23 protein-coding genes are annotated in these 22,305 nt (G+C 62.8%); 12 read left to right on the top strand and 11 right to left on the bottom strand.

Annotation, left to right across the window (positions count from 1 at the left end; genetic code table 11):
• Positions 1 to 2: 2 nt before the first annotated feature.
• Both INT29_RS09525 and sdhC read right to left on the bottom strand, forming a co-directional pair.
• Positions 3 to 455, bottom strand: a complete 453-nt coding sequence (locus INT29_RS09525; protein ID WP_193071484.1) for a succinate dehydrogenase hydrophobic membrane anchor subunit — start codon at positions 453 to 455, stop codon at positions 3 to 5.
• A 1-nt stretch (position 456) separates the two neighbouring features.
• Positions 457 to 834: a succinate dehydrogenase, cytochrome b556 subunit gene (gene sdhC, locus INT29_RS09530; protein ID WP_101572978.1), complete on the bottom strand. Its 378-nt coding sequence runs from the start codon at positions 832 to 834 to the stop codon at positions 457 to 459.
• 316 nt (positions 835 to 1,150) lie between these two features.
• Between sdhC and INT29_RS09535 the strand changes: the two genes are divergently transcribed.
• From INT29_RS09535 to INT29_RS09555, 5 genes are all read left to right on the top strand, one after another.
• Positions 1,151 to 2,266, top strand: a complete 1,116-nt coding sequence (locus tag INT29_RS09535) for a mannose-1-phosphate guanylyltransferase (protein ID WP_193071485.1) — start codon at positions 1,151 to 1,153, stop codon at positions 2,264 to 2,266.
• Between the two features lie 101 nt (positions 2,267 to 2,367).
• A complete protein-coding gene (locus INT29_RS09540) occupies positions 2,368 to 3,594 on the top strand; it encodes an amidohydrolase (RefSeq protein WP_226841800.1) in 1,227 nt (408 codons plus the stop codon).
• Positions 3,595 to 3,667: 73 nt separating this feature from the next.
• On the top strand, positions 3,668 to 4,813 hold the full coding sequence (locus INT29_RS09545; protein ID WP_226841802.1) for a BMP family lipoprotein: 1,146 nt from the start codon (positions 3,668 to 3,670) through the stop codon (positions 4,811 to 4,813).
• A gap of 29 nt (positions 4,814 to 4,842) precedes the next feature.
• Positions 4,843 to 5,949, top strand: a complete 1,107-nt coding sequence (locus tag INT29_RS09550) for an adenosine deaminase (protein WP_101573117.1) — start codon at positions 4,843 to 4,845, stop codon at positions 5,947 to 5,949.
• Positions 5,946 to 6,404, top strand: coding sequence for a hypothetical protein (locus INT29_RS09555; protein WP_226841804.1), 459 nt, complete (start codon positions 5,946 to 5,948; stop codon positions 6,402 to 6,404). Before INT29_RS09550 ends, INT29_RS09555 begins: the two co-directional genes overlap by 4 nt.
• A 4-nt stretch (positions 6,405 to 6,408) precedes the next feature.
• Here the strand turns inward: INT29_RS09555 and INT29_RS09560 are convergent, their stop codons facing one another.
• Together INT29_RS09560 and INT29_RS09565 are read right to left on the bottom strand one after the other, a co-directional pair.
• Positions 6,409 to 7,044 (bottom strand): transcriptional regulator, encoded by a 636-nt coding sequence (locus INT29_RS09560; protein ID WP_101572970.1) that lies wholly within the window; start codon positions 7,042 to 7,044, stop codon positions 6,409 to 6,411.
• Positions 7,041 to 7,451, bottom strand: a complete 411-nt coding sequence (locus INT29_RS09565; RefSeq protein ID WP_101572968.1) for a DNA-binding protein — start codon at positions 7,449 to 7,451, stop codon at positions 7,041 to 7,043. The genes INT29_RS09560 and INT29_RS09565 overlap by 4 nt, the downstream gene beginning before the upstream one ends.
• Positions 7,452 to 7,509: 58 nt before the next feature.
• On the opposite strand from INT29_RS09565, the gene INT29_RS09570 reads away from it, so the two are divergent.
• Positions 7,510 to 8,706: a PEP/pyruvate-binding domain-containing protein gene (locus INT29_RS09570; RefSeq protein WP_193071486.1), complete on the top strand. Its 1,197-nt coding sequence runs from the start codon at positions 7,510 to 7,512 to the stop codon at positions 8,704 to 8,706.
• 86 nt (positions 8,707 to 8,792) lie between these two features.
• A complete protein-coding gene (locus INT29_RS09575; protein ID WP_226841805.1) occupies positions 8,793 to 9,413 on the top strand; it encodes a histidine phosphatase family protein in 621 nt (206 codons plus the stop codon).
• Between the two features lie 50 nt (positions 9,414 to 9,463).
• Here INT29_RS09575 and INT29_RS09580 read toward each other — a convergent pair whose 3' ends face one another.
• From INT29_RS09580 to INT29_RS09595, 4 genes are all read right to left on the bottom strand, one after another.
• The gene (locus tag INT29_RS09580) at positions 9,464 to 10,696 is read right to left on the bottom strand and encodes an FAD-dependent monooxygenase (protein WP_193071487.1); all 1,233 of its coding nucleotides are present in this window, start codon (positions 10,694 to 10,696) and stop codon (positions 9,464 to 9,466) included.
• Positions 10,697 to 10,735: 39 nt separating this feature from the next.
• Complete coding sequence (locus tag INT29_RS09585; protein WP_193071488.1) at positions 10,736 to 11,449, bottom strand: hypothetical protein; 714 nt, start codon at positions 11,447 to 11,449, stop codon at positions 10,736 to 10,738.
• A gap of 134 nt (positions 11,450 to 11,583) precedes the next feature.
• Positions 11,584 to 12,270, bottom strand: a complete 687-nt coding sequence (locus INT29_RS09590; RefSeq protein ID WP_193071489.1) for a GNAT family N-acetyltransferase — start codon at positions 12,268 to 12,270, stop codon at positions 11,584 to 11,586.
• Positions 12,271 to 12,365: 95 nt separating this feature from the next.
• Positions 12,366 to 12,860 (bottom strand): MarR family winged helix-turn-helix transcriptional regulator, encoded by a 495-nt coding sequence (locus INT29_RS09595; protein WP_101572960.1) that lies wholly within the window; start codon positions 12,858 to 12,860, stop codon positions 12,366 to 12,368.
• A 195-nt stretch (positions 12,861 to 13,055) separates the two neighbouring features.
• On the opposite strand from INT29_RS09595, the gene sucC reads away from it, so the two are divergent.
• From sucC to INT29_RS09610, 3 genes are all read left to right on the top strand, one after another.
• Positions 13,056 to 14,225: an ADP-forming succinate--CoA ligase subunit beta gene (gene sucC, locus INT29_RS09600; RefSeq protein ID WP_101572958.1), complete on the top strand. Its 1,170-nt coding sequence runs from the start codon at positions 13,056 to 13,058 to the stop codon at positions 14,223 to 14,225.
• A gap of 18 nt (positions 14,226 to 14,243) precedes the next feature.
• The gene (sucD, locus tag INT29_RS09605) at positions 14,244 to 15,140 is read left to right on the top strand and encodes a succinate--CoA ligase subunit alpha (protein ID WP_101572956.1); all 897 of its coding nucleotides are present in this window, start codon (positions 14,244 to 14,246) and stop codon (positions 15,138 to 15,140) included.
• A gap of 295 nt (positions 15,141 to 15,435) precedes the next feature.
• Complete coding sequence (locus INT29_RS09610) at positions 15,436 to 16,563, top strand: threonine aldolase family protein (RefSeq protein WP_193071490.1); 1,128 nt, start codon at positions 15,436 to 15,438, stop codon at positions 16,561 to 16,563.
• A 69-nt stretch (positions 16,564 to 16,632) separates the two neighbouring features.
• Here the strand turns inward: INT29_RS09610 and INT29_RS09615 are convergent, their stop codons facing one another.
• Positions 16,633 to 17,802 (bottom strand): RtcB family protein, encoded by a 1,170-nt coding sequence (locus INT29_RS09615; protein ID WP_193071491.1) that lies wholly within the window; start codon positions 17,800 to 17,802, stop codon positions 16,633 to 16,635.
• Between the two features lie 832 nt (positions 17,803 to 18,634).
• Positions 18,635 to 19,039, bottom strand: a complete 405-nt coding sequence (locus INT29_RS09620; RefSeq protein ID WP_101572950.1) for a universal stress protein — start codon at positions 19,037 to 19,039, stop codon at positions 18,635 to 18,637.
• A 293-nt stretch (positions 19,040 to 19,332) separates the two neighbouring features.
• Between INT29_RS09620 and INT29_RS09625 the strand changes: the two genes are divergently transcribed.
• Positions 19,333 to 20,706: an MFS transporter gene (locus INT29_RS09625; RefSeq protein WP_101572948.1), complete on the top strand. Its 1,374-nt coding sequence runs from the start codon at positions 19,333 to 19,335 to the stop codon at positions 20,704 to 20,706.
• A gap of 31 nt (positions 20,707 to 20,737) precedes the next feature.
• Positions 20,738 to 21,961, top strand: coding sequence for a class I SAM-dependent methyltransferase (locus INT29_RS09630; protein ID WP_193071492.1), 1,224 nt, complete (start codon positions 20,738 to 20,740; stop codon positions 21,959 to 21,961).
• On the opposite strand, the gene INT29_RS09635 is transcribed toward INT29_RS09630, so the two are convergent.
• Complete coding sequence (locus INT29_RS09635) at positions 21,939 to 22,280, bottom strand: hypothetical protein (protein ID WP_101572944.1); 342 nt, start codon at positions 22,278 to 22,280, stop codon at positions 21,939 to 21,941. The two genes, INT29_RS09630 and INT29_RS09635, sit on opposite strands and share 23 nt — an antisense overlap.
• Positions 22,281 to 22,305: the final 25 nt, after the last annotated feature.

The raw sequence follows: 22,305 nt of genomic DNA on the forward strand, positions 1-22,305 counted from the left end.
TTCTATGCGGCCGAGCAGAATGACGCCAGCAGTGCGGGGTCGGCTCCGGCCGGGCAGGGATCGAATGTGAAGATGACGAGCGTGCCGAGCACGATGACGATGACCGAGGCGATGTAGAGAATCACTTGGAGCGCCATCCTGGTGCCGGGCTTCTCGGCATAGTCCATGATGATGGTGCGCAGGCCGTTGGTGCCGTGCAGCATCGCGAGCCACAGCATGAGCAGATCCCAGATCTGCCAGAACGGGCTGGCCCACTTGCCTGCGACGAATCCGAAGTCGATGGCCTGGACACCGTCGCCGGCCCACAGGTTGACGAACAGGTGGCCGAAGATGAGGATCACGAGGATGACGCCCGAGATGCGCATGAACAGCCATGCGAACATTTCGAACTTCGACCGTGTTGATTTGTGGCGCGAGTAGCCGGTGCGCGGAGCCGGGATCGATGTTGTGCTCATGTCATCCTCCGAACGTGTGCATCAGCTGGCGGGGGATGAAGGCGATCATGATGATGAGCCATACGATGATGACTCCCCAGAACAGCTTCTTCTGATTCTTCGGTCCGCTCTTCGAGAAGTCGACGAGAATGACGCGAAGGCCGTTGAACGCATGGAATGCGATTGCGGCAACGAGTGCGATCTCGCCGATAGCCATGAACGGTGTCTTGTAGGTTCCGATCACGGCGTTGTAGGCCTCGGGTGAGACGCGAACGAGTGCAGTATCGAGCACGTGGACCAATAGAAAGAAGAAGATTCCGACGCCTGTGACGCGATGCGCGACCCAGGACCACATTCCTTCGTTTCCTCGGTACAGAGTGCCCGTAGACGCTTTGGCCACGGAGCATCCTCCATCTTGGATTAATCGACTGTGTACATCAAGAAACTACGCCGAACGCCGCCTGGTTGCCAGTCGGGCCACGCCTGAGCGTGGTGGATCACATTAAGTTCCTGGCAGTTCCCTCACAGTCGTCACTCTCGGATACGACGAAATTCAATTACAGCATACGTGTGTGCGCTAACTAATGCGCCCGCCGGGCTGACCAGGTGAGTCGGAACCATCGCCGAGGTTGAGCCGTTCGGCTTCCGGTTCTCCTCACCCCGACACGGCGGACAACATCGGTCAGTCAGTGCCCGAACTTTGAGACACTGATGATGTGAACACACACTTCCACGCCATCATCCCCGCCGGCGGATCCGGAACTCGGCTCTGGCCGCTTTCACGCAAGGCATCGCCGAAGTTCCTCCACGATGTGCTGGGTACGGGCCGGAGCCTGATCCAGTCCACCTGGGATCGTGTCGCACCGCTCGTCGGCCCTGAGAGCGTGTGGGTCGTGACGGGCGAGAGCCACCGCGAGCAGGTCGTCGAGCAGCTTCCCGAGATGCCGGTGCACAAGATCCTCGCCGAACCGTCTCCGAAGGACTCGGCGGCCGCGATCGGTCTCGCGACCATGCTCATCGCCAAGGAGGACCCGGACGCGATCGTCGGATCGTTCTCCGCGGACCATTCGATCACCAACGTCGACGAATTCCGGCTCGTCATTGATCAGGCTTGCGTTGCCGCGCAGACCGGCGACATCGTCACGGTCGGCATCATGCCCCGCAATCCTGCCACCGCCTACGGCTACATCGAGACCGGTGAACTGCTGGGCATCGACGGCGCACCGACCGCCAGGCGCGCCATGGCCTTCGCCGAGAAGCCCGCCGCGAGCACCGCCCGCGCCTACGTGAATTCCGGTCGCTACCGCTGGAACGCCGGCATGTTCATCGCCCGCGCCGCCTCACTCCTCGAGGTCCTTGAAGCCGAGGAGCCGACCCTGCATGCGGGACTGTCGCGGATCGCCGAGGCCTGGGGGACCGATACCCAGTCGCAGGTGCTCGCCGAGGTGTGGCCCGGGCTGGAGAAGCGCGCCATCGATTACGTCGTGGCCGAGCCCGCTGCCGCAGCCGGCCGTGTCATCGTCATCCCCGGCGACTTCGGCTGGGATGACGTGGGCGATTTCGACTCGGTGGCACGTCTGCGCCAGCCGGTGCCCGGAGAGCCCGCTGGGGTCATCTCGATCGGTCAGAACTGCGACCTCCTCGAAATCGATGCCTCAGGGGTCGTCTTCTCCGAATCCCAGAAGCCGCGCACGGTAGCGATCGTCGGCCTCGACGACCTCGTCGTCGTCGACACCGAAGACGTCCTGCTCATCACCTCCCGCTCCCACGCCCAGGATGTGAAGAAGGCCGTCTCTGCCGCCGGTGAACGCGGACTCGACGACCTGCTGTAGGCAGGCGCTGCAGGCAGAACAGGCGGCAGCTGGAAGCGGAGTGTGTCGAATTTGGTCGCAGTGCGCCCAAATGTGACGCGGAGTGCTTAGCATTGCAGTCAATGTCTCAGAAATCCGAACCGCGTCCCGAGGGCGTCGCGCTCCCAGAAGGACCAGACGTGATCAGCTCTATAGTCGCTGAGATCGGTGCAGAGCTCATCGATTTCCGCCGTGACGTCCACGCACACCCGGAACTGTCCTTCCAGGAATACGACACCACGGACAAGATCTTCGCCCGTCTGGAGGCCGCCGGTCTGACACCTCGGCGCCTCGAGGCCACCGGCATCGTCTGCGAAGTCGGCGAGGGTCCGATCGCACTGGGCCTGCGAGCCGACATCGATGCTCTGCCCATCGATGACCTCATCGATGAGGACTTCGCCTCAACAATGCCCGGTGTGGCACACGCCTGCGGTCACGATGTGCACCTGACCGGGCTTGTCGGCGCAGCCATCGCCCTGCAACGACTCCACGAATCCGCTCCCGGCGGTCTCGGGGGACGGGTGCGACTCATCTTCCAGCCTGGGGAGGAAGTCACCCCGGGCGGAGCACTGCGCGTCATCTCGCAGGGCGTCCTCGACGATGTCCCCGAGGTCTACGCACTCCACTGCGACCCCAATGTCGACGTCGGTCGGATCGGCTCGCGCATCGGTGCCATCACCGCAGCGGGCGATACCGTCATCATTCGCCTCTCCGGTCATGGCGGGCACACCTCGCGGCCCCACCTGACCGAAGACCTCGTCTACGCGCTGGGCAAACTCGCCACCGATCTGCCCTCGACGCTGGGCCGACTCATCGATCCGCGTCACGCGATCTCCCTCGTGTGGGGCGAGATCAGTGCCGGCCATGCGGCCAATGTGGTGCCCAGTGAGGGGATTCTGCGCGGGACCTTGCGCTGCCTCGACGTCGACGGCTGGAACCAGGTTGCCGAGGTGCTGCCGGAGTTGGTCGAGCGGATCGCCGGCCCGTACGGGGTCACCGTCGACCTCGACCACCGCCGAGGTGTCCCGCCGGTGGTCAACACCGAAGACCAGGTCGCGCTCATCGAATCCGCGGTTCGTGGTGAACTCGGAGAGAACTCCGTCCAGCTGACTCCGCAGTCCATGGGCGGAGAGGACTTCGCCTGGTACCTCACGCACTGTCCCGGAGCCCTCATCCGTATGGGCACCCGCACCCCGGGAGGGACGACCTACGACATCCACCAGGGTGATCTGCTCATCGATGAAGACTGCGTCGAGATCGCCGCCCGCATCTTCACCGCGACCGCACTGAAGGTTCTCCAGCGTGACTAGCCTCGCTACTGCCTCGGGGGTCTAGCCTCGTCGTTGCACCGCGGACTCAGACAGAACCGATAATCTTGGAGACATGAGAGTGAAGGTCATGAGCTTGGTGCTGGGCGCCGGCTTCAGCGCATTGAGCCTGGTGGCGCTGAGCGCCTGCTCGGTGACGGCACCCGAACCCGTCGAAGACGCCACGCTCGGCTGCATGATCTCGGCTCCCGCAGGATTCGACGATCACTCGGCGGGGGCACTGACCTTAGCAGAGACGGAACTGGCACGGTCGGCAGGACTCTTCTCCGCGACCTCGAGTCAGCGAGTCTCAAACTCATCGGCCACCTCGGCGGCATTGAAGAGGATGAGCGACCAGGACTGCGCACTGACCACGGTGCTGGGCCCCGGCGGGGCAGACGAGCTCGGAGACCATGCCAAATCCAACCCGGATGAGATCTTCCTGGGCGTGGCAAGCGGTCGCAAGGACTTCCCGGACAATGTGCTCAGCATCGACTTCGACCTCGTGCCGCCGGCCTTCATCGCCGGCTACATCGCAGCGACCGCGAGTGAGACCGGCGAGGTCGGCGCGCTCGTGTCCCAGGGATTCCCGCAGGCGGAGAAGATACTCACCGCCTTCGACGCCGGAGTCGACCTCTACAATGACGAAGCCGACGAGGACGTGGAGAAGGTGAAGTCCTACCGCGAGTCCGCCGTCGACGTCCGCACCGTGGCAGACACCAGCGATGAGGGAGAGGCCTTCTTCGAAACGGCGCACGACTCCGACGTCGATGTGCTCGTGCCCTTCGGATCGGCGGCGGCGATGGGTGTCGTCACCGCTGCGACCGATACGCTGACATCGCTGCGCACTCAAGAGCCGGAGGCTGAAGGCGATGAGAAGCCGGTCTTGCCGAAGGTGATCTGGTACGGAGCCTCCGGGGCCTTCAGCGACACGATCATTGCGACGATCGAGCCGAATATCCGGCGCGGACTGCGGAGCATGTTTGCCGAATGGCCACAGAGCAAGAACCCCGATGAGGTCGCCGAGGCGTCGAAGGACGAGCCCGTGGACATGGGTGGTTTCATGGTCACAGACCGTCACTACAAGGGCACGATCGACAACGGTGGAGTGGGAATCGCCGCCGAAGACGGGTTCCTCAGCCGCGTCTCCGATGCGGGCCGCAGCATCGCCGATCTGCGAGAGCGGATCAAGAGCGGTGACATAGATCCGAAGAAGCCCTGAACGTGACCCTGATCCGATAAGCTGTGCGGGTGTTGAATAATCCCGCCGGAGTCGCAGCAGACGACCCCATCCTGCAGCTGCCCAAAGTATCCCTCCATGATCACCTCGACGGTGGCCTGCGCCCCGCCACTCTGATCGAACTGGCCGCCTCGATCGGCCACGAACTGCCCGCTACCGAACCCGATGAGCTGGCGAAGTGGTACAACGATTCCGCGAGCTCCGGTGATCTGGTCCGCTACCTCGAGACCTTCTCGCACACGGTCGCCGTGATGCAGAGCCGTGAGGGCCTGATGCGCGTGGCCAAGGAGTGGGTCCTCGACCAGGTTGCCGACGGTGTCTTCTACGCCGAGGCCCGCTGGGCTCCAGAGCAGCACCTGGAAGGTGGGCTCGAACTCGACGAGGTCGTTGAAGCCGTTCAGGAAGGGCTCGAAGCCGGAGTGATCGAAGCCTCCGCGGATGGCAAGTTCATCCGTGTCGGCCAGATCATCACAGCCATGCGCCAGGCAGACAATTCCATGGCGATTGCGGAACTGGCCATCAGGCACCGCGAGAAGGGATCCGAATCCGGAGTAGTCGGCTTCGACATCGCCGGTCCTGAGAACGGCTTCCCGCCCTCTGCGCACCTGTCGGCGTTCAACGCTCTCCACCAGGCTTATGTGCCTGTTACGATCCACGCCGGAGAGGCCGCCGGCAAGGACTCGATCCACGAGGCACTGACTATCTGCCATGCTCAGCGCATCGGCCACGGTGCTCGCATCGTCGAGGATATGGACATCGTCGAAGGCGAGGGACAGCTGGGCAGCCTGGCCGCCTGGGTCCTCGACCAGCAGATCCCGCTCGAGCTGTGCCCCAGCTCGAACCTGCAGACCGACATCGGCGGCACCATTGCCTCCCACCCCATCACCGGGCTTAAGGATCTGGGCTTCGCTGTGACCATCAATCCGGACAACCGGCTGATGTCAGCGACGTCGGTCACGCGGGAGATGCGTCTGCTCGTCGATGAGGCCGGTTGGACTCAGGTCGACCTGGAATGGGCGACCGTCAACGCTGTCACCGCAGCATTCCTGCCCCTCGACGTGCGCGAGCGCATGCTCGACGAGATCCTGATTCCAGGGTTCGCCCGGGTGAATATTTGAGTTCACGAGACAAACGCTCGAACACACCCGGCGGCTCCTCGCCGTCGGGTGGTTCGTCGACTCCTGCCGGTCACGGTGTTCCCACCCCACGAGCAATGCTGGTGGTCGTTGTGGTGCTCGGGATTCAGGTGCTGGCCCTCCTGGGGTCCGCTCTGTCGTTCATCCTCACCGCAATCACCGCCGGCCCACTCGCCGGATCGCTGCTGGGCCTGGCTGTCATGTTCCTCATCTTCGCTGCCGGCGTGGCCGCAGCAGCGCGCGGATCGTGGAAACTTCATCGCTGGGCCCGCCCCGCAGCGATCGCCTTCGAGCTGCTCGTCATCGTCTTCGCCTTCAGCGTCATCGGCGGGTCGCTCTGGCTCGGGCTGGCCTGCCTGGTCACCGCGCTTGCCGTGCTCCTGGGCTATTTCCTGCCCCCGGTCGTCGAGGCCTACAACAGGGCGCTCGAAGGCTGAAGCCTCAGACCTCGGTGCCGCGATCAATGCCCAGAGTGGCGATGAGATCCTCGTGGAGTTGGAACCAGACGAGATGGCATGAATCGACATCGGTCCGATCGATCCACTCAGTCTGGCCGTCCTCGGCCCTGCTCAACGCTGCCTCGTAGCGATTCAGGATCCCCTCGAACCGTGTCAGGATGTTCGTCAGTCTCTCGACCACCGGCGCGAGTTCGACGCCCAGCGCCTCGACCTCATCGAGAACTCGTGCGTCCCAGTCAGTGTCGGAATGATCATTGCTCGCGAAGGCGTCATCCGGCCTCGGCCTGATCTGCCAGTCGGTGGTCGCGCTCAACATCCGAGCATTGAGCGGAAGGAACTCGCGGTAGATCGCAGCGATCTCATTGCCAGGGTCGGCGATGCGACGTTCATGTGCGAGCTGTCGTTCATTCTCCCATCTGCCGAAGTCGGTCAGCGACCAGCCGTTGACGCCGAAGAGCTCGAGGTGCTGCACCCAGCTGCTTCGTTCGGCCTGGTGGAGTCGGACCAGGGTCTCCTCAGCGCCGACCCCCGCACGGCGTGCAACGGCGTCTTCGCCTGCGAAGCCGAGCAGTCGCACCGCATGCAGGACCAGGAGCTGAGGCTCTGAGCGGTGGCTCAACGCTGACCATCCTGGCGAGAGCTCAGACGGGCCACATGTTGTTGGCAGGCCTGTGGAGATCGGAAGCCCATTCTTGCCGCGATCTGCGACCATGTCAGTCCCGCGTTTCGCGCAGCGAAGATGAGCCCGATCTCGACTCCCTCGACCTCCGCGCGAGCTGCGGGAAGCAGGGTCAAGGCCGCGCAGAGATCGTCAGAACCGAGATCTGTCGATCTCCACAGTGCGAACTGGGTGAGGTCGACCGCAGTGGGCGGTGCCGGTGCGGGGCGCCACTCACGGGCCTCCAGCTGATCCGCGCCGAGGGCCATGAGTCGAGCCTGCGCATCACGTTCGCGCTGCGCCTCTGCATGGTCTCCGACCGCTCTGTCCCCAAGGCTGGTGTGGTCTGTCTCGTGCTTGCCATCCATAGGCCACATCCTGCTATCATCAACATTATATTGTCAACAGAATGTTGAAGGGAGGGCGATGGTGAGAACACTTTCCGACTCCCACGATGGTCGGTCAGGAGGAAAGGCAAGGTCACTGGCCAGGCTTCTGCGCGCTGGATTTCCGGTGCCTGACGGCTTCGTCGTCTATGTCGATGCCGACCGTTCCTTTGCCTCTCAGTTCGATGACACGGTGCGAGACCGGATTGACCTGGAACTCTCGAGACTGGGTGATCCAGCGGTGGCGGTCCGCTCCTCGGCCGCCGATGAAGATAAGGCCGACGCATCCGCAGCAGGAATGTATGACACCTTCCTGGGCGTCCGCGGCACTGACGAGGTGTGTGCCGCGATCGTCTCCTGCGCGCGCTCAGCCGACTCTGTGCGAATCCGGGACTACCGACGCCGAGGCGGTGGCGCGGAGGATCCTGCGACAGTCATGTCTGTTCTCGTGCAGGTCCTCATTGAGGCTGAGGTCTCGGGCGTGATGTTCACACCCCGCCGTGTGAACGAGCCGACCCGGATCGAATCATCGTGGGGACTGGGGCTGTCCGTCGTCAACGGCGGCCTCACCCCCGACTCCTACGAAGTCGGGCCCGCGGGTGCCATCACCGCCACTCTCGGAATCAAGAAAGTTCGAACCGATGCTGTCGACGCGCAGAACGGGACGACGACCACCTCGGTCGCAAACGAGCTGCAGACCGTGCGAACACTCAGCGACGAGGCGCTCCTCGGCCTTGAGTCGCTGGGCGCACGCGTGTCTGCTGTTTTCGGTGGTCCCCAGGATATCGAATGGGCCATCGCAGACGGCACGATCTGGATCGTCCAATCGCGTCCTGTGACCGCCGTGCTGCCGCCACTGCCTGGTACCGGACCAGTCATGGATTCCGGCCCCGTCATCAATTCCGTTCTGCTGCCTGCAGCGACCTTAGACGGGACCCCGGGGTCCCACGGGGTCGTGACTGCCCCTGCCCGCATCGTCTCCGGACTGTCCGCATTCTCCGACGTCAAGCCCGGTGAAGTGGTGATCTGCTCCTTCACTGATCCCTCTTGGACGCCGCTGTTCTCCATCGCCGCCGGCGTCATAACTGAGGTGGGAGGAGCGCTTTCGCATGCAGCGATCGTCGCGCGGGAGTACGGCATCCCCGCGGTCCTCGGCGTCACCTCGGCGAGGGTGCGCATCGCGAACGGTGACCTCATCACAATTGACGGCACGGCCGGAACGATCACGATGCACTGACTCACAATTCGGCACCGACAAGGAACGATCCGGCATTCACAAGGAAGGACACGGGGAGCCAACCGTCTGGAACTGCCCCGGTAGGCATGATGGCAACACGAAATCTCTACATCGCACGACACGGCGATGCTGACGCCTTCGGGAACCTCACCGTCAGAGGCAGAGAGCAGGCGCGGCTCTTGGGGCGACGTTTGGCTCATCTGCCGATCGGGGCCATCTGGCACTCTCCGCTGCCTCGCGCCGCCGATAGTGCCCGGGAACTCAACATCTTCCTCACCGGCAAGGTCACGGTGGGTGAGGCTCCGGAGCTGATCGACCACGTCCCTTACGTGCCGACACCAGCTGAGACCCCGCGGGCATGGGTGCCCTTTTTCGACGGGTGCGAGCACGAAGAGGCCGACGCTGGCCACGCGATCGCTGAAAGTCTCACCGGGCGCTTCGGCACTGTCGGCGGCCAGGCCATGACCAGTCGCGATGAGGACATGCACGAGGTCCTCATCACCCATGCGTATCCGATCGCCTGGCTCGTACGCGACGCCTTGGATGCACCGCCACAGCGGTGGCTGGGACTCAACAGCGCCAACACAGCACTGACGGTCATCGAGCACCGCCCCCAGCTTCCGCCGACGATCATCATGTTCAACGACATGGGGCATCTGCCGTCGTGGCTGCAGTGGACGGGATTCCCTGAAGTGCCTCGCCCGTGAACAGACGGATCAGAGGGATCAGACGCACAAGCTCAGCCGGCAGTCCGCACCTAGGTTCTCGGCGGCTCCCACCGCTGCACGCTGGCGGCCTGAGCGGCCGTGAACTTCGAAGGCACAGCGGTGAAGATCGCATCGCGAATCCCGGCCAACAGCGGCGACTGAATCTGGAAGACGGCGCCGAGGACTCTGGACTTCGCCGCAATCGACTGACTGCGCTTCATCCGCAACCGGTCATAGTCACGCAGCTGAACGTCGACGCCTGACGCCGAGTCCGTTCGCCCGTCCGACTTTGCCGAACCAGCCGACTCTGCGATCACCGGCGCCAGCAGCGCCGTCAGAGTGGCCGCGTCTTCAAGAGCCTGCCCGCCGCCCTGTCCTAGGTTCGGAGTCATCGCATGAGCCGCATCGCCGAGGAGGACGACGCGTCCCCGGTGATAGGTCGACAGGGCAGTAGCGAGGTCTGAAATCGCGGTCCGCCGGATTCGGTCACTCGGTGTCGTTGCAATGAGTTCCGCGATCGGGGAGTGCCAGCCGGAGAACAGATCCCGCACCGTCGCCTTCTCATCGGCGAAGGACGCGTGTTGGTCAATGTTGGCAACCGCGAACCAGTACACGCGACCATCCCTGAGTGGGGCGATGCCGAAGCGCAGCCCCCGCCCCACGGTCTCACCGGCGGCTCCATCCAGATCGACGGGGCGTTCGGTGATTCCGCGCCAACAGGAGTAGCCGGAATAGCGAGGTCCGATTCCGGGGTCGACGGTTTCCCGCACCTGACTGTTGAGACCATCGGCGCCGATGACCAGATCGAAGCGTTCTGGAGTGGCCGGCTGTGAGTCCTCCGGCATCTTTCGTGTTTCGTCAGACTCCACGTCCGCCTCCGGCCGGATCGTCACCGTGCCCTCAATGCTCGCCGAGGTGACCTCAGCGAGAGTACGCACCGTACCCTCATCGAGGGCATCGAGCAGAACCCGATGGAGCTCGGCTCGGTCGACGATCCGCAGCTCGCCGACGCTCTCAGTGGGAAGGCGCGCGATCCAGCGTCCGTCGGGTCGGCGTTGGCCCGCAGCGAATGACTCGGCTTGCTTATCTGTGATCGTTGCGAACTGAGGGCCGAGTCCCAGTGCTTCGAGTGCCCGGAGCCCATTGGCGAAGACGGACAGACCCGAACCCCCGGCGCGCACCTCGGCGGCCCTTTCGAACACGGTCACCTGCGCGCCCGCCTTCTGCAGGCCCACGGCGGCCGAGAGTCCGCCGATGCCGGCTCCAACGATCGCTATCCTCATGGGGTGTGGGCCTCTCATGCGAGCTGTACGGTGTCTGCCTTACTGCTGAAGGTACTCCCCGCAGGCCTCGGTGAGGAAGTCACCGGCGACACCACCCTCTTGGTTGAGGCTGTCCGCGGTCTTCTGGATGCCCCACCAGACCTGGGGTGAGGCGCCCCACTGCTGCCGGAAGTCCTCGCGCTTATCGGGATCATCGGCCAGGTCTTGAGCGGCCAGCGAGATCCGGTCCTGGGCGTCCTCGGCCGTGCACCGAGCCTCATCGTCGGGGCCCTTCGGGTCGAGCGCCGGAATGTCATCGGAGTCTTTGGCCTTCAGCGTGTACGCGGACCCGCCGATCTCCTCAACGGTGAAGGTCCCGTGGATGAGCAGGAAGGGTGATTTCTTCGTATCAACGTTCTCGGCGTCGACGGTGACACTGACACTGTCCGGGGTATCGGCGGTGACGGTGGCCTCGCCCGAATCGGGAACGTCGGGGTTGCCGGTGTGGACGTAGACCTTGAGGTATGCCTCGGATTTGTTCGCGGCCGCCTCGGCGAGGCCCTGCCACAGGGGGTCGGCATCCTTCGCCCCGCCGGGGGAGGAATCGACGATGGACACCTTCGGAGCGTCATCGGGGGTTTCGACCGGAGTGACCTCCTCTTCGCTGACGGAGGGGCGCGGGGCCGGTCGGGTCTCCTCTGAGGTGGGAACGCAGGCCGTCATCGTGGCCAGCACTGCGGCGGAGGTCAGGAGGGCAAGGGAGCGAATTCGCATGGTTCCTCGAAGGGGTGGTCGTCGTGGCGGTGCCGGACTTGGGGTCCAGTCTCGCCTTCCAGCCTAATCCGAGGGGCCGCGGTCACCCCGGTGGACGCGCTGGCCCGATCCCGATTGCTCGGTTCGCAGCCCGTCTACTCTGCGCGGGCCAGCATGAGTTTACTCAGGCTGGCCTTCTGCACTCCGGCTTCGTCGAAGTTGTCCTCATCGAGCCACTGCAGATAGGCTGCGCGCAGGCTGGGCCATTCGGTGTCGATGATGGAGAACCACGCGGTGTCGCGGTTGCGGCCCTTCACGACCAGGTGCTGTCGGAACAGTCCCTCAAAGGTGAACCCGAAGCGAGTCGCAGCCTTCTTCGACGGTGCGTTGTCGTTGTCGCACTTCCATTCGAAGCGCCTGTAGCCGCTGGCGAAGGCCAGATCGGCGAAGAGGAAGAGCGCCTCGGTGGCTCCGCGGGTGCGTGAGAGTGCCGGTCCCCACAGGATGTTGCCGATCTCGATGACTCCGTTGTTCGCATCGATGCGCATCAGTGCCTGCCGACCTTCAGCTCGTCCAGTGCTGCGGTCGACCACGGCGAAGAACAGAGGATCTGGAGACTGTGAAGCAGTGGACATCCACTCATCGAAGTCTGCCCGCGTTGTCTGCGGCGTCTGTGGCAGGTATCGGAAACGCTCATCCGAGCCCTCCGCCGAGGCAGCCGCGAAGAGTGAGTCCGAGTGCTGCTGGAGATCGAGGGGCTCGAGGTCGACATAGCGACCATGTATCGTCTCCTGCCGAGGCGGCTGGGCCCCGACCCAATCGTTGAGGTTCGCGTCGGTCATGACTTCTCCTTCTCGTTCTTCATCGAACTCCTCCATCGGTCAGTCCCCGTGAGGGCGGGTGCGCCCGGCGGTCCAGGCATGTCTTGCTGCTCGGTTCAGGCCTCGTCGCTGTCGAATCCGGTCGAGAGCTGTCTCAGCAGCGACGCGAGCTTACGCCGCCCTGCCGGAGTCAGGTCGCTGAGGATCTCACGCTCCTTCACCAGCAGGTCGGCCAGAGCGGAGTCGACGGTGGCGCGGCCGTCTTTGGTCAACCGCACGAGCACACCTCGGCGATCTCCAGGATCGGGCAGACGTTCGACCCAACCGGCTGTGACCAGGCGGTCGATGCGGTTGGTCATCGTGCCGCTTGTGACCAAAGTCTCCTGCAATAGTGTGGAGGGGGAGAGTTGGTAGGGTTCAGCCGATCTACGCAGGGCCGAAAGCACGTCGAAGGCCCACCCTTCGATGCCGTAGGCGCTGAAGCTCGACTTTCGGGCCAAATCCAGTTGGCGGGCCAGGCGAGAGACACGGGAGAGTACCTCCATGGGGGACACGTCTAGGTCCGGGCGCTCGTGGCGCCATGCCGCGACAATCCGATCAACCTCGTCCATGTTCCGATTTTACGTCCAGATCAAGATTCTTTGGGCCAAAGATACTTTTTATCGAGATATTTCTTACTCATTGGTTGATTTGGCCTGCACGTTTGGATGGACGGGGTCACTTGGGAATAAAGTGGTCATGGTTGTTGCATCCGTCAACGAACCTGCAGGGGCCAACCACCCGGCAGCAGAAACGAAGGAATACACGTGGATCTTTTCGAGTATCAAGCACGTGACCTGTTTGAGAAGCACGGAGTGCCCGTGCTCAAGGCTCAGGTCGCGACGACACCAGAAGCAGCTAAGAAGGCAGCCGAGGAACTTGGTGGCGGAGTCGTCGTCGTCAAGTCTCAGGTCAAGATGGGCGGCCGCGGCAAGGCCGGCGGCGTCAAGGTTGCGAAGGACCCTGAAGAAGCCGAAGCTCGTGCCAAGGACATCCTGGGCCTCGACATCAAGGGCCACATCACCGAAACCGTGATGATCGCCGAGGGCGCAGACATCGCTGAAGAGTACTACTTCTCGGTTCTCCTCGACCGGTCCAACCGCACCTACTTGGCCATGTGCTCCAAGGAAGGCGGAATGGAGATCGAGCAGCTCGCCGAGGAACGTCCCGAAGCGCTCGCCAAGATCCCAGTCTCCGCCATCGACGGAATCGATGCCGCCAAGGCCGAAGAGATCGCCAAGGAAGCAGGCTTCGACGCGGAGACAGCAGCCAAGATCGCCCCTGTGCTGATGTCGCTGTGGACCGTCTTCGAGAAGGAAGACGCTTCCCTCGTTGAGGTCAACCCACTGGTCAAGACCGGTGCCGGTGACATCGTCGCACTTGACGGAAAGGTGTCTCTCGATGAGAACGCCGACTTCCGCCACCCTGACCACGAGGAACTGCGCGACGACAGTGCAGAGAACCCCCTCGAGCTCAAGGCCAAGAAGCTCGACCTCAACTACGTCAAGCTCGACGGCGAAGTCGGAATCATCGGAAACGGTGCTGGACTCGTCATGTCGACACTCGACGTCGTCGCCTACGCCGGTGAGAAGCACAACAACGTCAAGCCAGCCAACTTCCTCGACATCGGAGGCGGAGCCTCTGCAGAGGTGATGGCCAACGGACTCGACGTCATCCTCGGTGACGAGCAGGTCAAGTCGGTCTTCGTCAACGTCTTCGGCGGAATCACCGCCTGTGACGCTGTGGCAGACGGCATCGTCAAGGCTCTCGAAATCCTCGGCGACCAAGCCACCAAGCCGCTCGTCGTCCGCCTCGACGGAAACAACGTCGAAGAGGGACGTGCGATCCTCAGGGAAGCCGCGAACCCACTCGTCACTCTGACTGACACCATGGACGGTGGAGCCGACAAGGCCGCCGAACTGGCTGCTGCCAAGTAAGGAAAGGTCTTTACATAAATGTCTATCTTCCTGAATTCCGATTCGAAGATCATCGTCCAGGGCATCACTGGCGGCGAAGGAACCAAGCACACTGCGCGCATGCTCGCAGCAGGATCCAACGTCGTCGGCGGTGTCAACGCCCGCAAGGCCGGCACCGCTGTCAAGCACAATGACAAGGACGGCAACGAAGTTGAGCTGCCCGTCTTCGGCTCCGTCTCCGAGGCGATGGAAGCCACCGGTGCTGACGTGTCCGTGGCCTTCGTGCCGCCGGCCTTCTCCAAGGATGCGGCCATTGAAGCCATCGACGCCAAGATCGGTCTGCTCGTCATCATCACCGAGGGCATCCCGGTCCAGGACGCAGCCGAGGTTTGGGCTCGCGCGCAGGCCGCAGACAATGCGACCCGCATCATCGGACCCAACTGCCCGGGCATCATCTCTCCCGACGCTGCACTGGCCGGCATCATCCCAGCCAACATCACGAAGAAGGGCAAGCTCGGACTGGTCTCCAAGTCCGGCACGCTGACCTACCAGATGATGTACGAACTGCGTGACCTCGGCTTCTCCACCGCCATCGGAATCGGTGGTGACCCAGTCATCGGCACCACGCACATCGATGCGCTCGAAGCCTTCGAGAATGATCCCGAGACCGAAGCCATCGTCATGATCGGCGAAATCGGTGGCGACGCTGAAGAGCGTGCCGCCGCATACATCAAGGATCATGTGACGAAGCCGGTCGTCGGCTACGTCGCTGGCTTCACCGCTCCCGAGGGCAAGACCATGGGCCACGCCGGCGCCATCGTCTCCGGCTCCTCAGGAACCGCTGCGGCGAAGAAGGAAGCTCTTGAGGCTGCAGGTGTGAAGGTCGGCAAGACTCCGACCGAAACCGCTGACCTCATGCGCGAACTTCTCGCCTGAGTCGTCTTCATCCGATGAAGGGTCCTGGCGACAGGACCTGAAATCACAACAGCGCGGTCACAGTGCGTCCGCTCAGCACACACGCTGGGCAACTGCACCGTGGCCGCGCTGTTGCGTGTCCGCAGGGCGCGCGAAAGCATCACGCGTTGCCCACCGGGAGCAGCAATTCGCACTCGGCTTCGTTTGCCCACCACTCCGTTCGACGAGGACTCCCGTCGGCATCAAACCACCCCTGTGCAACGAGTGGTTGTGGAACGGACTGTGCTCGATGGTTGCGGGACGCTAATCTGAACATGTGAATGACCAGACACCGCTGTCCCAGAACCCACCCGCCGGCCACACCACGACGTTCAGCCCGCCGGCTGTTGACGCCTCCCCGTCAGCCCATCCGCGCAACTTCGGCTCCGACAATTGGGCTGGTGCCCACCCGGAAGTCATCACTGCCATCATCGAAGCCAATGTCGGACATACTCCCGGCTACGGTGGTGATCCATGGACGGCGCGCCTCGGTGAGGTCATGAAGGGCCACTTCGGCCCGTCCGCCCAGGCGTTCCCGGTCTTCAACGGCACCGGCGCCAACGTCCTCGCGCTGCAATCGGCTCTGCCCCGCTGGGCGGCCGTCATCACTGCCGCCTCAGCTCACATCAACTACGACGAAACAGGTGCCCCGGAGAAGGTCGGCGGCCTCAAAATCATCGGCGCCGCAACTCCGGATGGAAAACTGACGCCCGAGATCATCAACAACGCGGTGCTTGGCCGCGGCAACGAACACAATGCTCAGCCACTGGCTGTGAGCATCTCCCAGTCGACCGAATGGGGCACCACGTACACGGCTGAGGAGATCCGAGCGATCGCCGACACCGCGCACGGTCTCGACATGATCCTCCACGTGGACGGCTCCCGACTGGGCAACGCCGCCGCCTACCTCGACACCAGCCTCGGCGCCCTGACCACTGACGTCGGCGTCGACATCATCAGCCTCGGCGGGACGAAGAACGGACTTCTCGGCGCCGAAGCGATCGTCGTCCTCAACCCCGAAATCGGGCAGGGGATGAAGTTCCTGCGGAAGATGAACCTGCAGCTGTCTTCGAAGATGCGGTTCCTCTCAGCTCAGCTCAATGCCCTCTACGGCGGCGACCTGTGGCGCACCTCGGCGAATCACGCCAACACCATGGCCACACGTTTGGCAGATGGTCTCGCCGAGGCGACCGCCACCGGACGTGCACCCGATATTTCGATCGTGGCCAAGACCGAATCCAACGTCGTCTTCGTGCATATGCTCGATGAGGTCGCGGCACGGGCACGGCAGAGTTTCGCTTTCGCCAACTGGCCTATGGCCAAGAATGTCGTGCGCCTGATGTGCGCCTTCGACACCACCGCCGAAGATGTCGATGCCCTCATCGCGGCCATCGTCGAGGCCTAGACAATCACCGCGGAGCCGACCGGCCGACCTGCCCAGATCGTAGGTCGGTCGGCCGTCGGCACGCCGTGGTCAATCACCCTTGACGTTGACGAGCTGGCGCAGCGTGTGCCTGATCTCGACGAGTGGCGCTGCATCGGCCATCACCTGGTCGATCGGCTTATAGGCCTGTGGGATCTCGTCGATGAACGCGTCCGTGTCCCGATATTCGATCCCGACCATCGCATCACGCAGCTGCTCGTGGCTGAAGGTCTTGCGAGCAGCGTTGCGCGAGTACTGCCGTCCCGCGCCGTGCGGTGAGGAGTTCAGCGACACCGGGTCGCCCTTGCCCTCAACGACGTAGGACGCGGTGCCCATCGAACCGGGAATGAGTCCCGGGCGTCCGGCATCGGCCTCGATCGCACCCTTTCGCGACACCCACACCGTCTTGTTGAAGTGCTTCTCCGACTGTGTGAAGTTGTGGTGACAGTTGATCCGTTCTGCCTCCAGGACGGTTTCATCCATCGTCTCCGACAGCTGCCTGGCCACGCGATCCATCATCTCCTCACGGTTGAGCAGAGCGAAGTGCTGCGCCCACCGCAGCTGACTGATGTAGGCGGAGAACTCCGGCGTATCCTCGACGAGGTACGCGAGGTCCGGGTCGGGAAGATCGATCCACCACTGGTTGTTCAGTCGCGCCGCGACCTTGATGTGGGCAGTGGCGATCTTGTTGCCGACTCCTCTCGATCCTGAGTGCAGGAACATCCACACCCTGTCGGCCTCGTCGACGGAGACCTCGATGAAGTGGTTGCCTGAACCCAGCGATCCCAACTGGTGACGCCAGCGGCCAGCATAGTCAGCGGGGTCGAATCCTGCCTCCGACGCGAGTTCCTCAAGCTCGGCGATGCGAGGCTGAGCCGTGGCGACGATCTTTCGGTTATCGGCACCGGCCGAGGTCGGCACGGCCCGCTCGATGGCCCTCCGCAGGCCGGTCAGGTCGCGGGCTTCGAGATCCCGCTTGGTGAATTGCGTGCGAACCGCGATCATGCCGCAGCCGATGTCGACTCCCACCGCTGCCGGAATGATCGCCCCTAGTGTGGGGATGACAGATCCGACGGTCGCGCCCTTGCCCAGGTGGGCATCGGGCATGAGCGCCAGGTGTGGGTAGATGAACGGCATTCGTGCAGTTGTGTGCGCCTGCTCAAGGGTCTTCTCATCGAGAAGCGATGCCCAGGAGATCAGGCGTTTGCTGAGTTTTTCCATGGTCCTTTCCTGATTTCTTTGCTGTGAGGTTCGAGACCCACATCGCCTAGATCTGGAAAGCCATGGCTGCGAAATGAAAAAAGCCCCGAACCGGTGATCGGTGCGGGGCATGCTGACTTGTGCTGAGTCAGATGTCGCGCCACCGAAGGGTCGACTGATGAGCGGATTCGAATTGATTCGATCCGCTGAGTTCGCGCGACGGGGCGAAAACGTTCATCAATGGTTTCCTTCGGGTGTTCACCGCGCCGAAATAGCGCGGAAGACCGACTATACACGACTCTTCGCTGACTCCGGCAGGAGGGGTGCGTTTACTTGTCAGACTTCGCGGAGAGGACGAAGACCGCGGCAGGAGATGACATGTTGCGTTACTGAATGAGAGTTCAAATTACAAGGTAGGGTGTCATTCGGTACGAATGAAATATTTCTCTGATTTTAAGGATCGGATATATGCCAATGGGAGCTGTTGGGATTCTGATCGCTTTGGTCTACGTGTGTTTCGGTGTGCTTATATTTGCAATACTCTGCACAGGGCTCGTGGTGCTTCTGCGGGTCAACGCTTTGCTCAAAAGGCGTGCTGCATCTTCACTGGACCACGGCCGGCAGGCACCATTGCAAGCCCAGCCGTCACCCGCTCGGGCCCAGCCGTCACCAGAGCAGGCCCAGCCTTCACCAGAGCAGGCCCAGCCTTCACCAGATTAGGGCCAGTCACACGAATGCATGACGGAAAACCCGCACACCATTGATGAGGTGGACGGATTCTCTATTCGTCGGGGCATCACCGTCGATTAGATGCCCCCCGGAGCCAGTGCCAGTGCCGGTACGGGCACCAGTGTCAGTTCTTCTTGTCAGACTTCACGGAGACGACGGGGACATCGGAGTCGAGGATGATGCGCTGGGCCGTCGAGCCCATGATGAGCTTGCCGACGGGGGAGCGGCGACGCGACCCGATCACGATCATGCGGGTGTCCTCGGTCGCCTCGGCGAGGGCGAGGAGTTCCTCAACGGGGTCATTGCCGCGCAGGAACTGCAGAATCTCGTGGGAGACCCCGGACGAACGCAGCGCCTCTTGGAGTTCCTCCATGTCCTGATTCGTCGCCACACCGCGTTCGTCGGGAGTTTCTCCGATGCCGGCATTGAGCACGAGCACTGTGTCATCGAAGGCCTTCGCCTGATCGATGCCGAACGTGACGGCAGCTTTGCCTTCGGGTGAGGGGGAATAGCCAACGAGAATTGTCATGGTCTCTCCTGGTGCAACATTGGACGAAGCTCCCTCAATTAGTAGCACATCTACGTGCCGCGACGCTCCTCAGTCCGCCCCAACCTGGACAGGAGAACGGCGCAGACCTGCCGTGCGAATCGGCCGCGCACCTCGGCCGTCCGCGACTGCCTCCAGCCCAGCTAAAACTGGGGTTCGTCCCTCCTGATCAGCCCCTTTGCAGCTGATTAGTTACCGCTCTGCGCAGATAGTAAAGTTGCCCCGGGCAGTACCAGAGCAGTAACTGAACTTGTTGTGAGAAAAGAGAATCGTCAGTGGCAGAGAACAAGAGTGCACAAGCCCCGACTGCGGGCACCAAGGGCGAGCAGAAGTCGGAATGGAAGACGATCAAGTCGATCCTGGCCGCGTCGTCGGGAAATCTGGTCGAATGGTTCGACTTCTACATCTACGCGTTCTTCAGCGTCTATTTCGCCAGCCAGTTCTTCGTCTCCGACAGTGAAGTCGTCTCACTCATGCAGTCGGCCGGTGTCTTCTTCATCGGCTTCCTCATGCGACCCATCGGCGGCTACATCTTCGGCCGCGCAGCTGACAAGGTGGGCCGGAAGAACTCGATGCTCATCTCGATCCTGCTCATGTGCGCCGGCTCCCTCTGCCTGGCGATCCTGCCCACAGCGGCAACGGCAGGGCCCGTGCTGGCTCCGCTCCTTCTGCTTGTCGTGCGCATGATCCAAGGACTGGCTGTCGGCGGCGAATACGGGGCCACCGCGACCTACATGTCCGAGGTCGCCACCGAGGGCAAACGCGGATTCTATTCGTCCTTCCAGTACGTCACCCTCATCGGCGGACAGCTGCTGGCCAGCTTGCTTGCCGTCATCATGACCCACACCATGGGGACGGAGCAGATCGAAGCCGGCTGGTGGCGCCTGCCCTTCGTCATCGGTGCCGTGGCCGCCGTCGTCTCACTGTGGCTGCGCCGCGGACTCGAGGAGACCACCAACGAGGAGACTCGTAAGAACGAGCACTCCGGCAGCTTCCTCGAAGTCCTGCGCCACCCACGTGCCTTCCTCGTCGTCCTCGGCATCACCAGCGTCGGCTCCCTCGTCTTCTACGTCTTCACCACCTACATGCAGAAGTACCTGCTGCTGACCAATGAAGGCACCCCCGGCGCGGAGACCTTCAACAAGGGCACGATCGCTGACATGATGACTCTCTGCCTGCTGGTCTTCATCTTCATGCAGCCCATTGCGGGAAAGATCTCCGACAAGATCGGGCGCAAGAACAACATGCTCATCTTTGTCATCGGCATGGTCATCCTCCCGATCCCGATGCTCAGCCTCATCGGCAGCGCGAAGTCCGTCCTTGTCGCCGGCATCCTCATCGTCGTCACGATGGCATTCATCTCCATGTACACCTCGATCTCAGGCATCGTGAAAGCCGAGATGTTCCCCGCCCACATCCGTGGAATCGGCGTCGGCTTCACCTACGCAATCGGCAACGCGATCTTCGGCGGATCCGCCGAATACGTCGCCCTGTGGTTCACCAACGTGGGCATCGGCTTCTGGTTCGGGGTCTACGTCGTCGTCATTGCCATCGTCGGGCTCGTCGCGGTCCTGTACATGCACGACAACCGCAAACACTCGACGATCGACAACGCCGGATCCTCGGCCTACCAGCGCATCGGTAACTGAGGCCGGGGTCGAGTCCGACTAGACTGTTCGAATGCCTTCATCCCTGCTGTCTCCGGATTCTTCTGCCCGCCAACGCAGTCAGGATCTGCTGGAACAGTTTCCCGAACTCGCTGAAGTTCCGGGATTCCCTCAGGCCAGGATCCTCACCGAGTATGTGCTGGGTCGACGCAGCGGTGAGCTCGATGCCTCGGGGCGAGCCACGGACGGAACGTTCGTAGCCGCCGAGGTGGTCGCCGGACTTCCGCACGAGATGCTCGTCGTCGATGACGCCCAGGGGCTGCAGTCGCGTCTGCTGAGTCAGATCGCACCCGTGCGCACGTACAACGACCGGATCGATGAGGCGCACACCGTCGCCGAGGTGGCAGATCGGACCAGCCCCATCGACGATCTTGCTGCCTTCACCCCCGAACGGGATGAAGTCTGGGCGGTCGTCAACGCACCCAAGGCCACCCACGCCTTGGCCGAAACCATCGCGGCCATCCAGGCGCACGTGTCCACGATCATCGTCATCGGTCGCAGTGACTCGATGAGCCGAGCCGTGAACAAAGAACTTGCCCGCGGCTATGCTCGCGTCGATGTTTCACCGGGTGTGGGCAAACATCGAATGATCATCGGCAGCCGACCGTTGTCCTCGCCCAGCCTGCCGACCTACCCCAGGCGCAGCACCATCGACCATCCGGCCACAGGTGTGCTCCAAGTCAGAGCGCACGGGGCCTGCTTCTCCGGGATCAAGAGTGATGAAGGCTCGACCGCCTTGCTCACAGCGCTGGCCGCCGAGACTAACTCTGGTGAACCTCAGGCCGTCGAGGCGATCGCCGGTCCCTCGAAATCCGTCCTTGATCTGGGGTGCGGCAACGGATGGCTGCTCTCGGCTGCCTTGAAGCTGATGCCGGCGGCGACAGGCGTCGGCGTGGACGTGTCGAAGGCGGCGGTCGCCTCGGCGAGGGAGACGGCGGAGGCGAACGGACTTGAGGTGGAGACTATCCTCGCCGATGCCACAGATGCGCAGGCTCTAGCCGGCGGGCACGATCTGATTCTGCTCAATCCGCCCTTCCACCAGGGCACGACCATAGAAACCGACACCGCTGCTGGGCTCATGCGCGCAGCGGGAGAATTATTGGCTCCGGGTGGTCAGGTCTTCACCGTCTACAACTCGCACCTGGACTATCGCGACACCTTAGAACGTGTCATCGGACCCAGCGAGCAGGTTGCGCGCACCAGCAAGTTCACGGTCATCCGCTGCCACTCTCGTTGACGGACGTTTCCTGGGGTGAGGCCTGCGTCTGTCCCTGATTCTGCTGTGAGGCTTGCGCTTGCACCTGCGCCGACGAATGATGCTGGCTGCGGGCTCGGCTATTTCTGGTCAGGAGCAGAATCGCTTCCCAAATTACCGTCGTGAGGATGAACGGCAAGGTCACTATCCAACACATGACGGCCAGCGCCGCCTTGGCCACCCAGCCTTCTTCCCCGATCTGCGACCAGACCGATACTCCGACGCTCAGGATCACGAAAATCCCCGTGAGCGTGAGAACAATGAAGAAGGTAACTTTGGCGGCCTTTGAAAACGGTGACATCTATTGCTGCCTCTTCCTTTGCGGC

The organism is Brevibacterium sp. FME37, from assembly GCF_014897485.1.
Lineage (GTDB): Bacteria > Actinomycetota > Actinomycetes > Actinomycetales > Brevibacteriaceae > Brevibacterium.

Coding starts and splice junctions, on each gene's coding strand:
- INT29_RS09525 (WP_193071484.1), bottom strand. CDS start 455: ATGAGCACAACATCGATCCCGGCTCCGCGCACCGGCTACTCGCGCCAC.
- INT29_RS09585 (WP_193071488.1), bottom strand. CDS start 11,449: ATGCGAATTCGCTCCCTTGCCCTCCTGACCTCCGCCGCAGTGCTGGCC.
- INT29_RS09565 (WP_101572968.1), bottom strand. CDS start 7,451: ATGGATGGCAAGCACGAGACAGACCACACCAGCCTTGGGGACAGAGCG.
- INT29_RS09620 (WP_101572950.1), bottom strand. CDS start 19,039: ATGACAATTCTCGTTGGCTATTCCCCCTCACCCGAAGGCAAAGCTGCC.
- INT29_RS09595 (WP_101572960.1), bottom strand. CDS start 12,860: ATGGACGAGGTTGATCGGATTGTCGCGGCATGGCGCCACGAGCGCCCG.
- INT29_RS09575 (WP_226841805.1), top strand. CDS start 8,793: ATGATGGCAACACGAAATCTCTACATCGCACGACACGGCGATGCTGAC.
- INT29_RS09545 (WP_226841802.1), top strand. CDS start 3,668: ATGAGAGTGAAGGTCATGAGCTTGGTGCTGGGCGCCGGCTTCAGCGCA.
- INT29_RS09630 (WP_193071492.1), top strand. CDS start 20,738: ATGCCTTCATCCCTGCTGTCTCCGGATTCTTCTGCCCGCCAACGCAGT.
- INT29_RS09580 (WP_193071487.1), bottom strand. CDS start 10,696: ATGAGGATAGCGATCGTTGGAGCCGGCATCGGCGGACTCTCGGCCGCC.
- sucD (WP_101572956.1), top strand. CDS start 14,244: ATGTCTATCTTCCTGAATTCCGATTCGAAGATCATCGTCCAGGGCATC.
- INT29_RS09635 (WP_101572944.1), bottom strand. CDS start 22,280: ATGTCACCGTTTTCAAAGGCCGCCAAAGTTACCTTCTTCATTGTTCTC.
- INT29_RS09590 (WP_193071489.1), bottom strand. CDS start 12,270: ATGACCGACGCGAACCTCAACGATTGGGTCGGGGCCCAGCCGCCTCGG.
- INT29_RS09570 (WP_193071486.1), top strand. CDS start 7,510: ATGGTGAGAACACTTTCCGACTCCCACGATGGTCGGTCAGGAGGAAAG.
- INT29_RS09540 (WP_226841800.1), top strand. CDS start 2,368: ATGTCTCAGAAATCCGAACCGCGTCCCGAGGGCGTCGCGCTCCCAGAA.
- INT29_RS09615 (WP_193071491.1), bottom strand. CDS start 17,802: ATGGAAAAACTCAGCAAACGCCTGATCTCCTGGGCATCGCTTCTCGAT.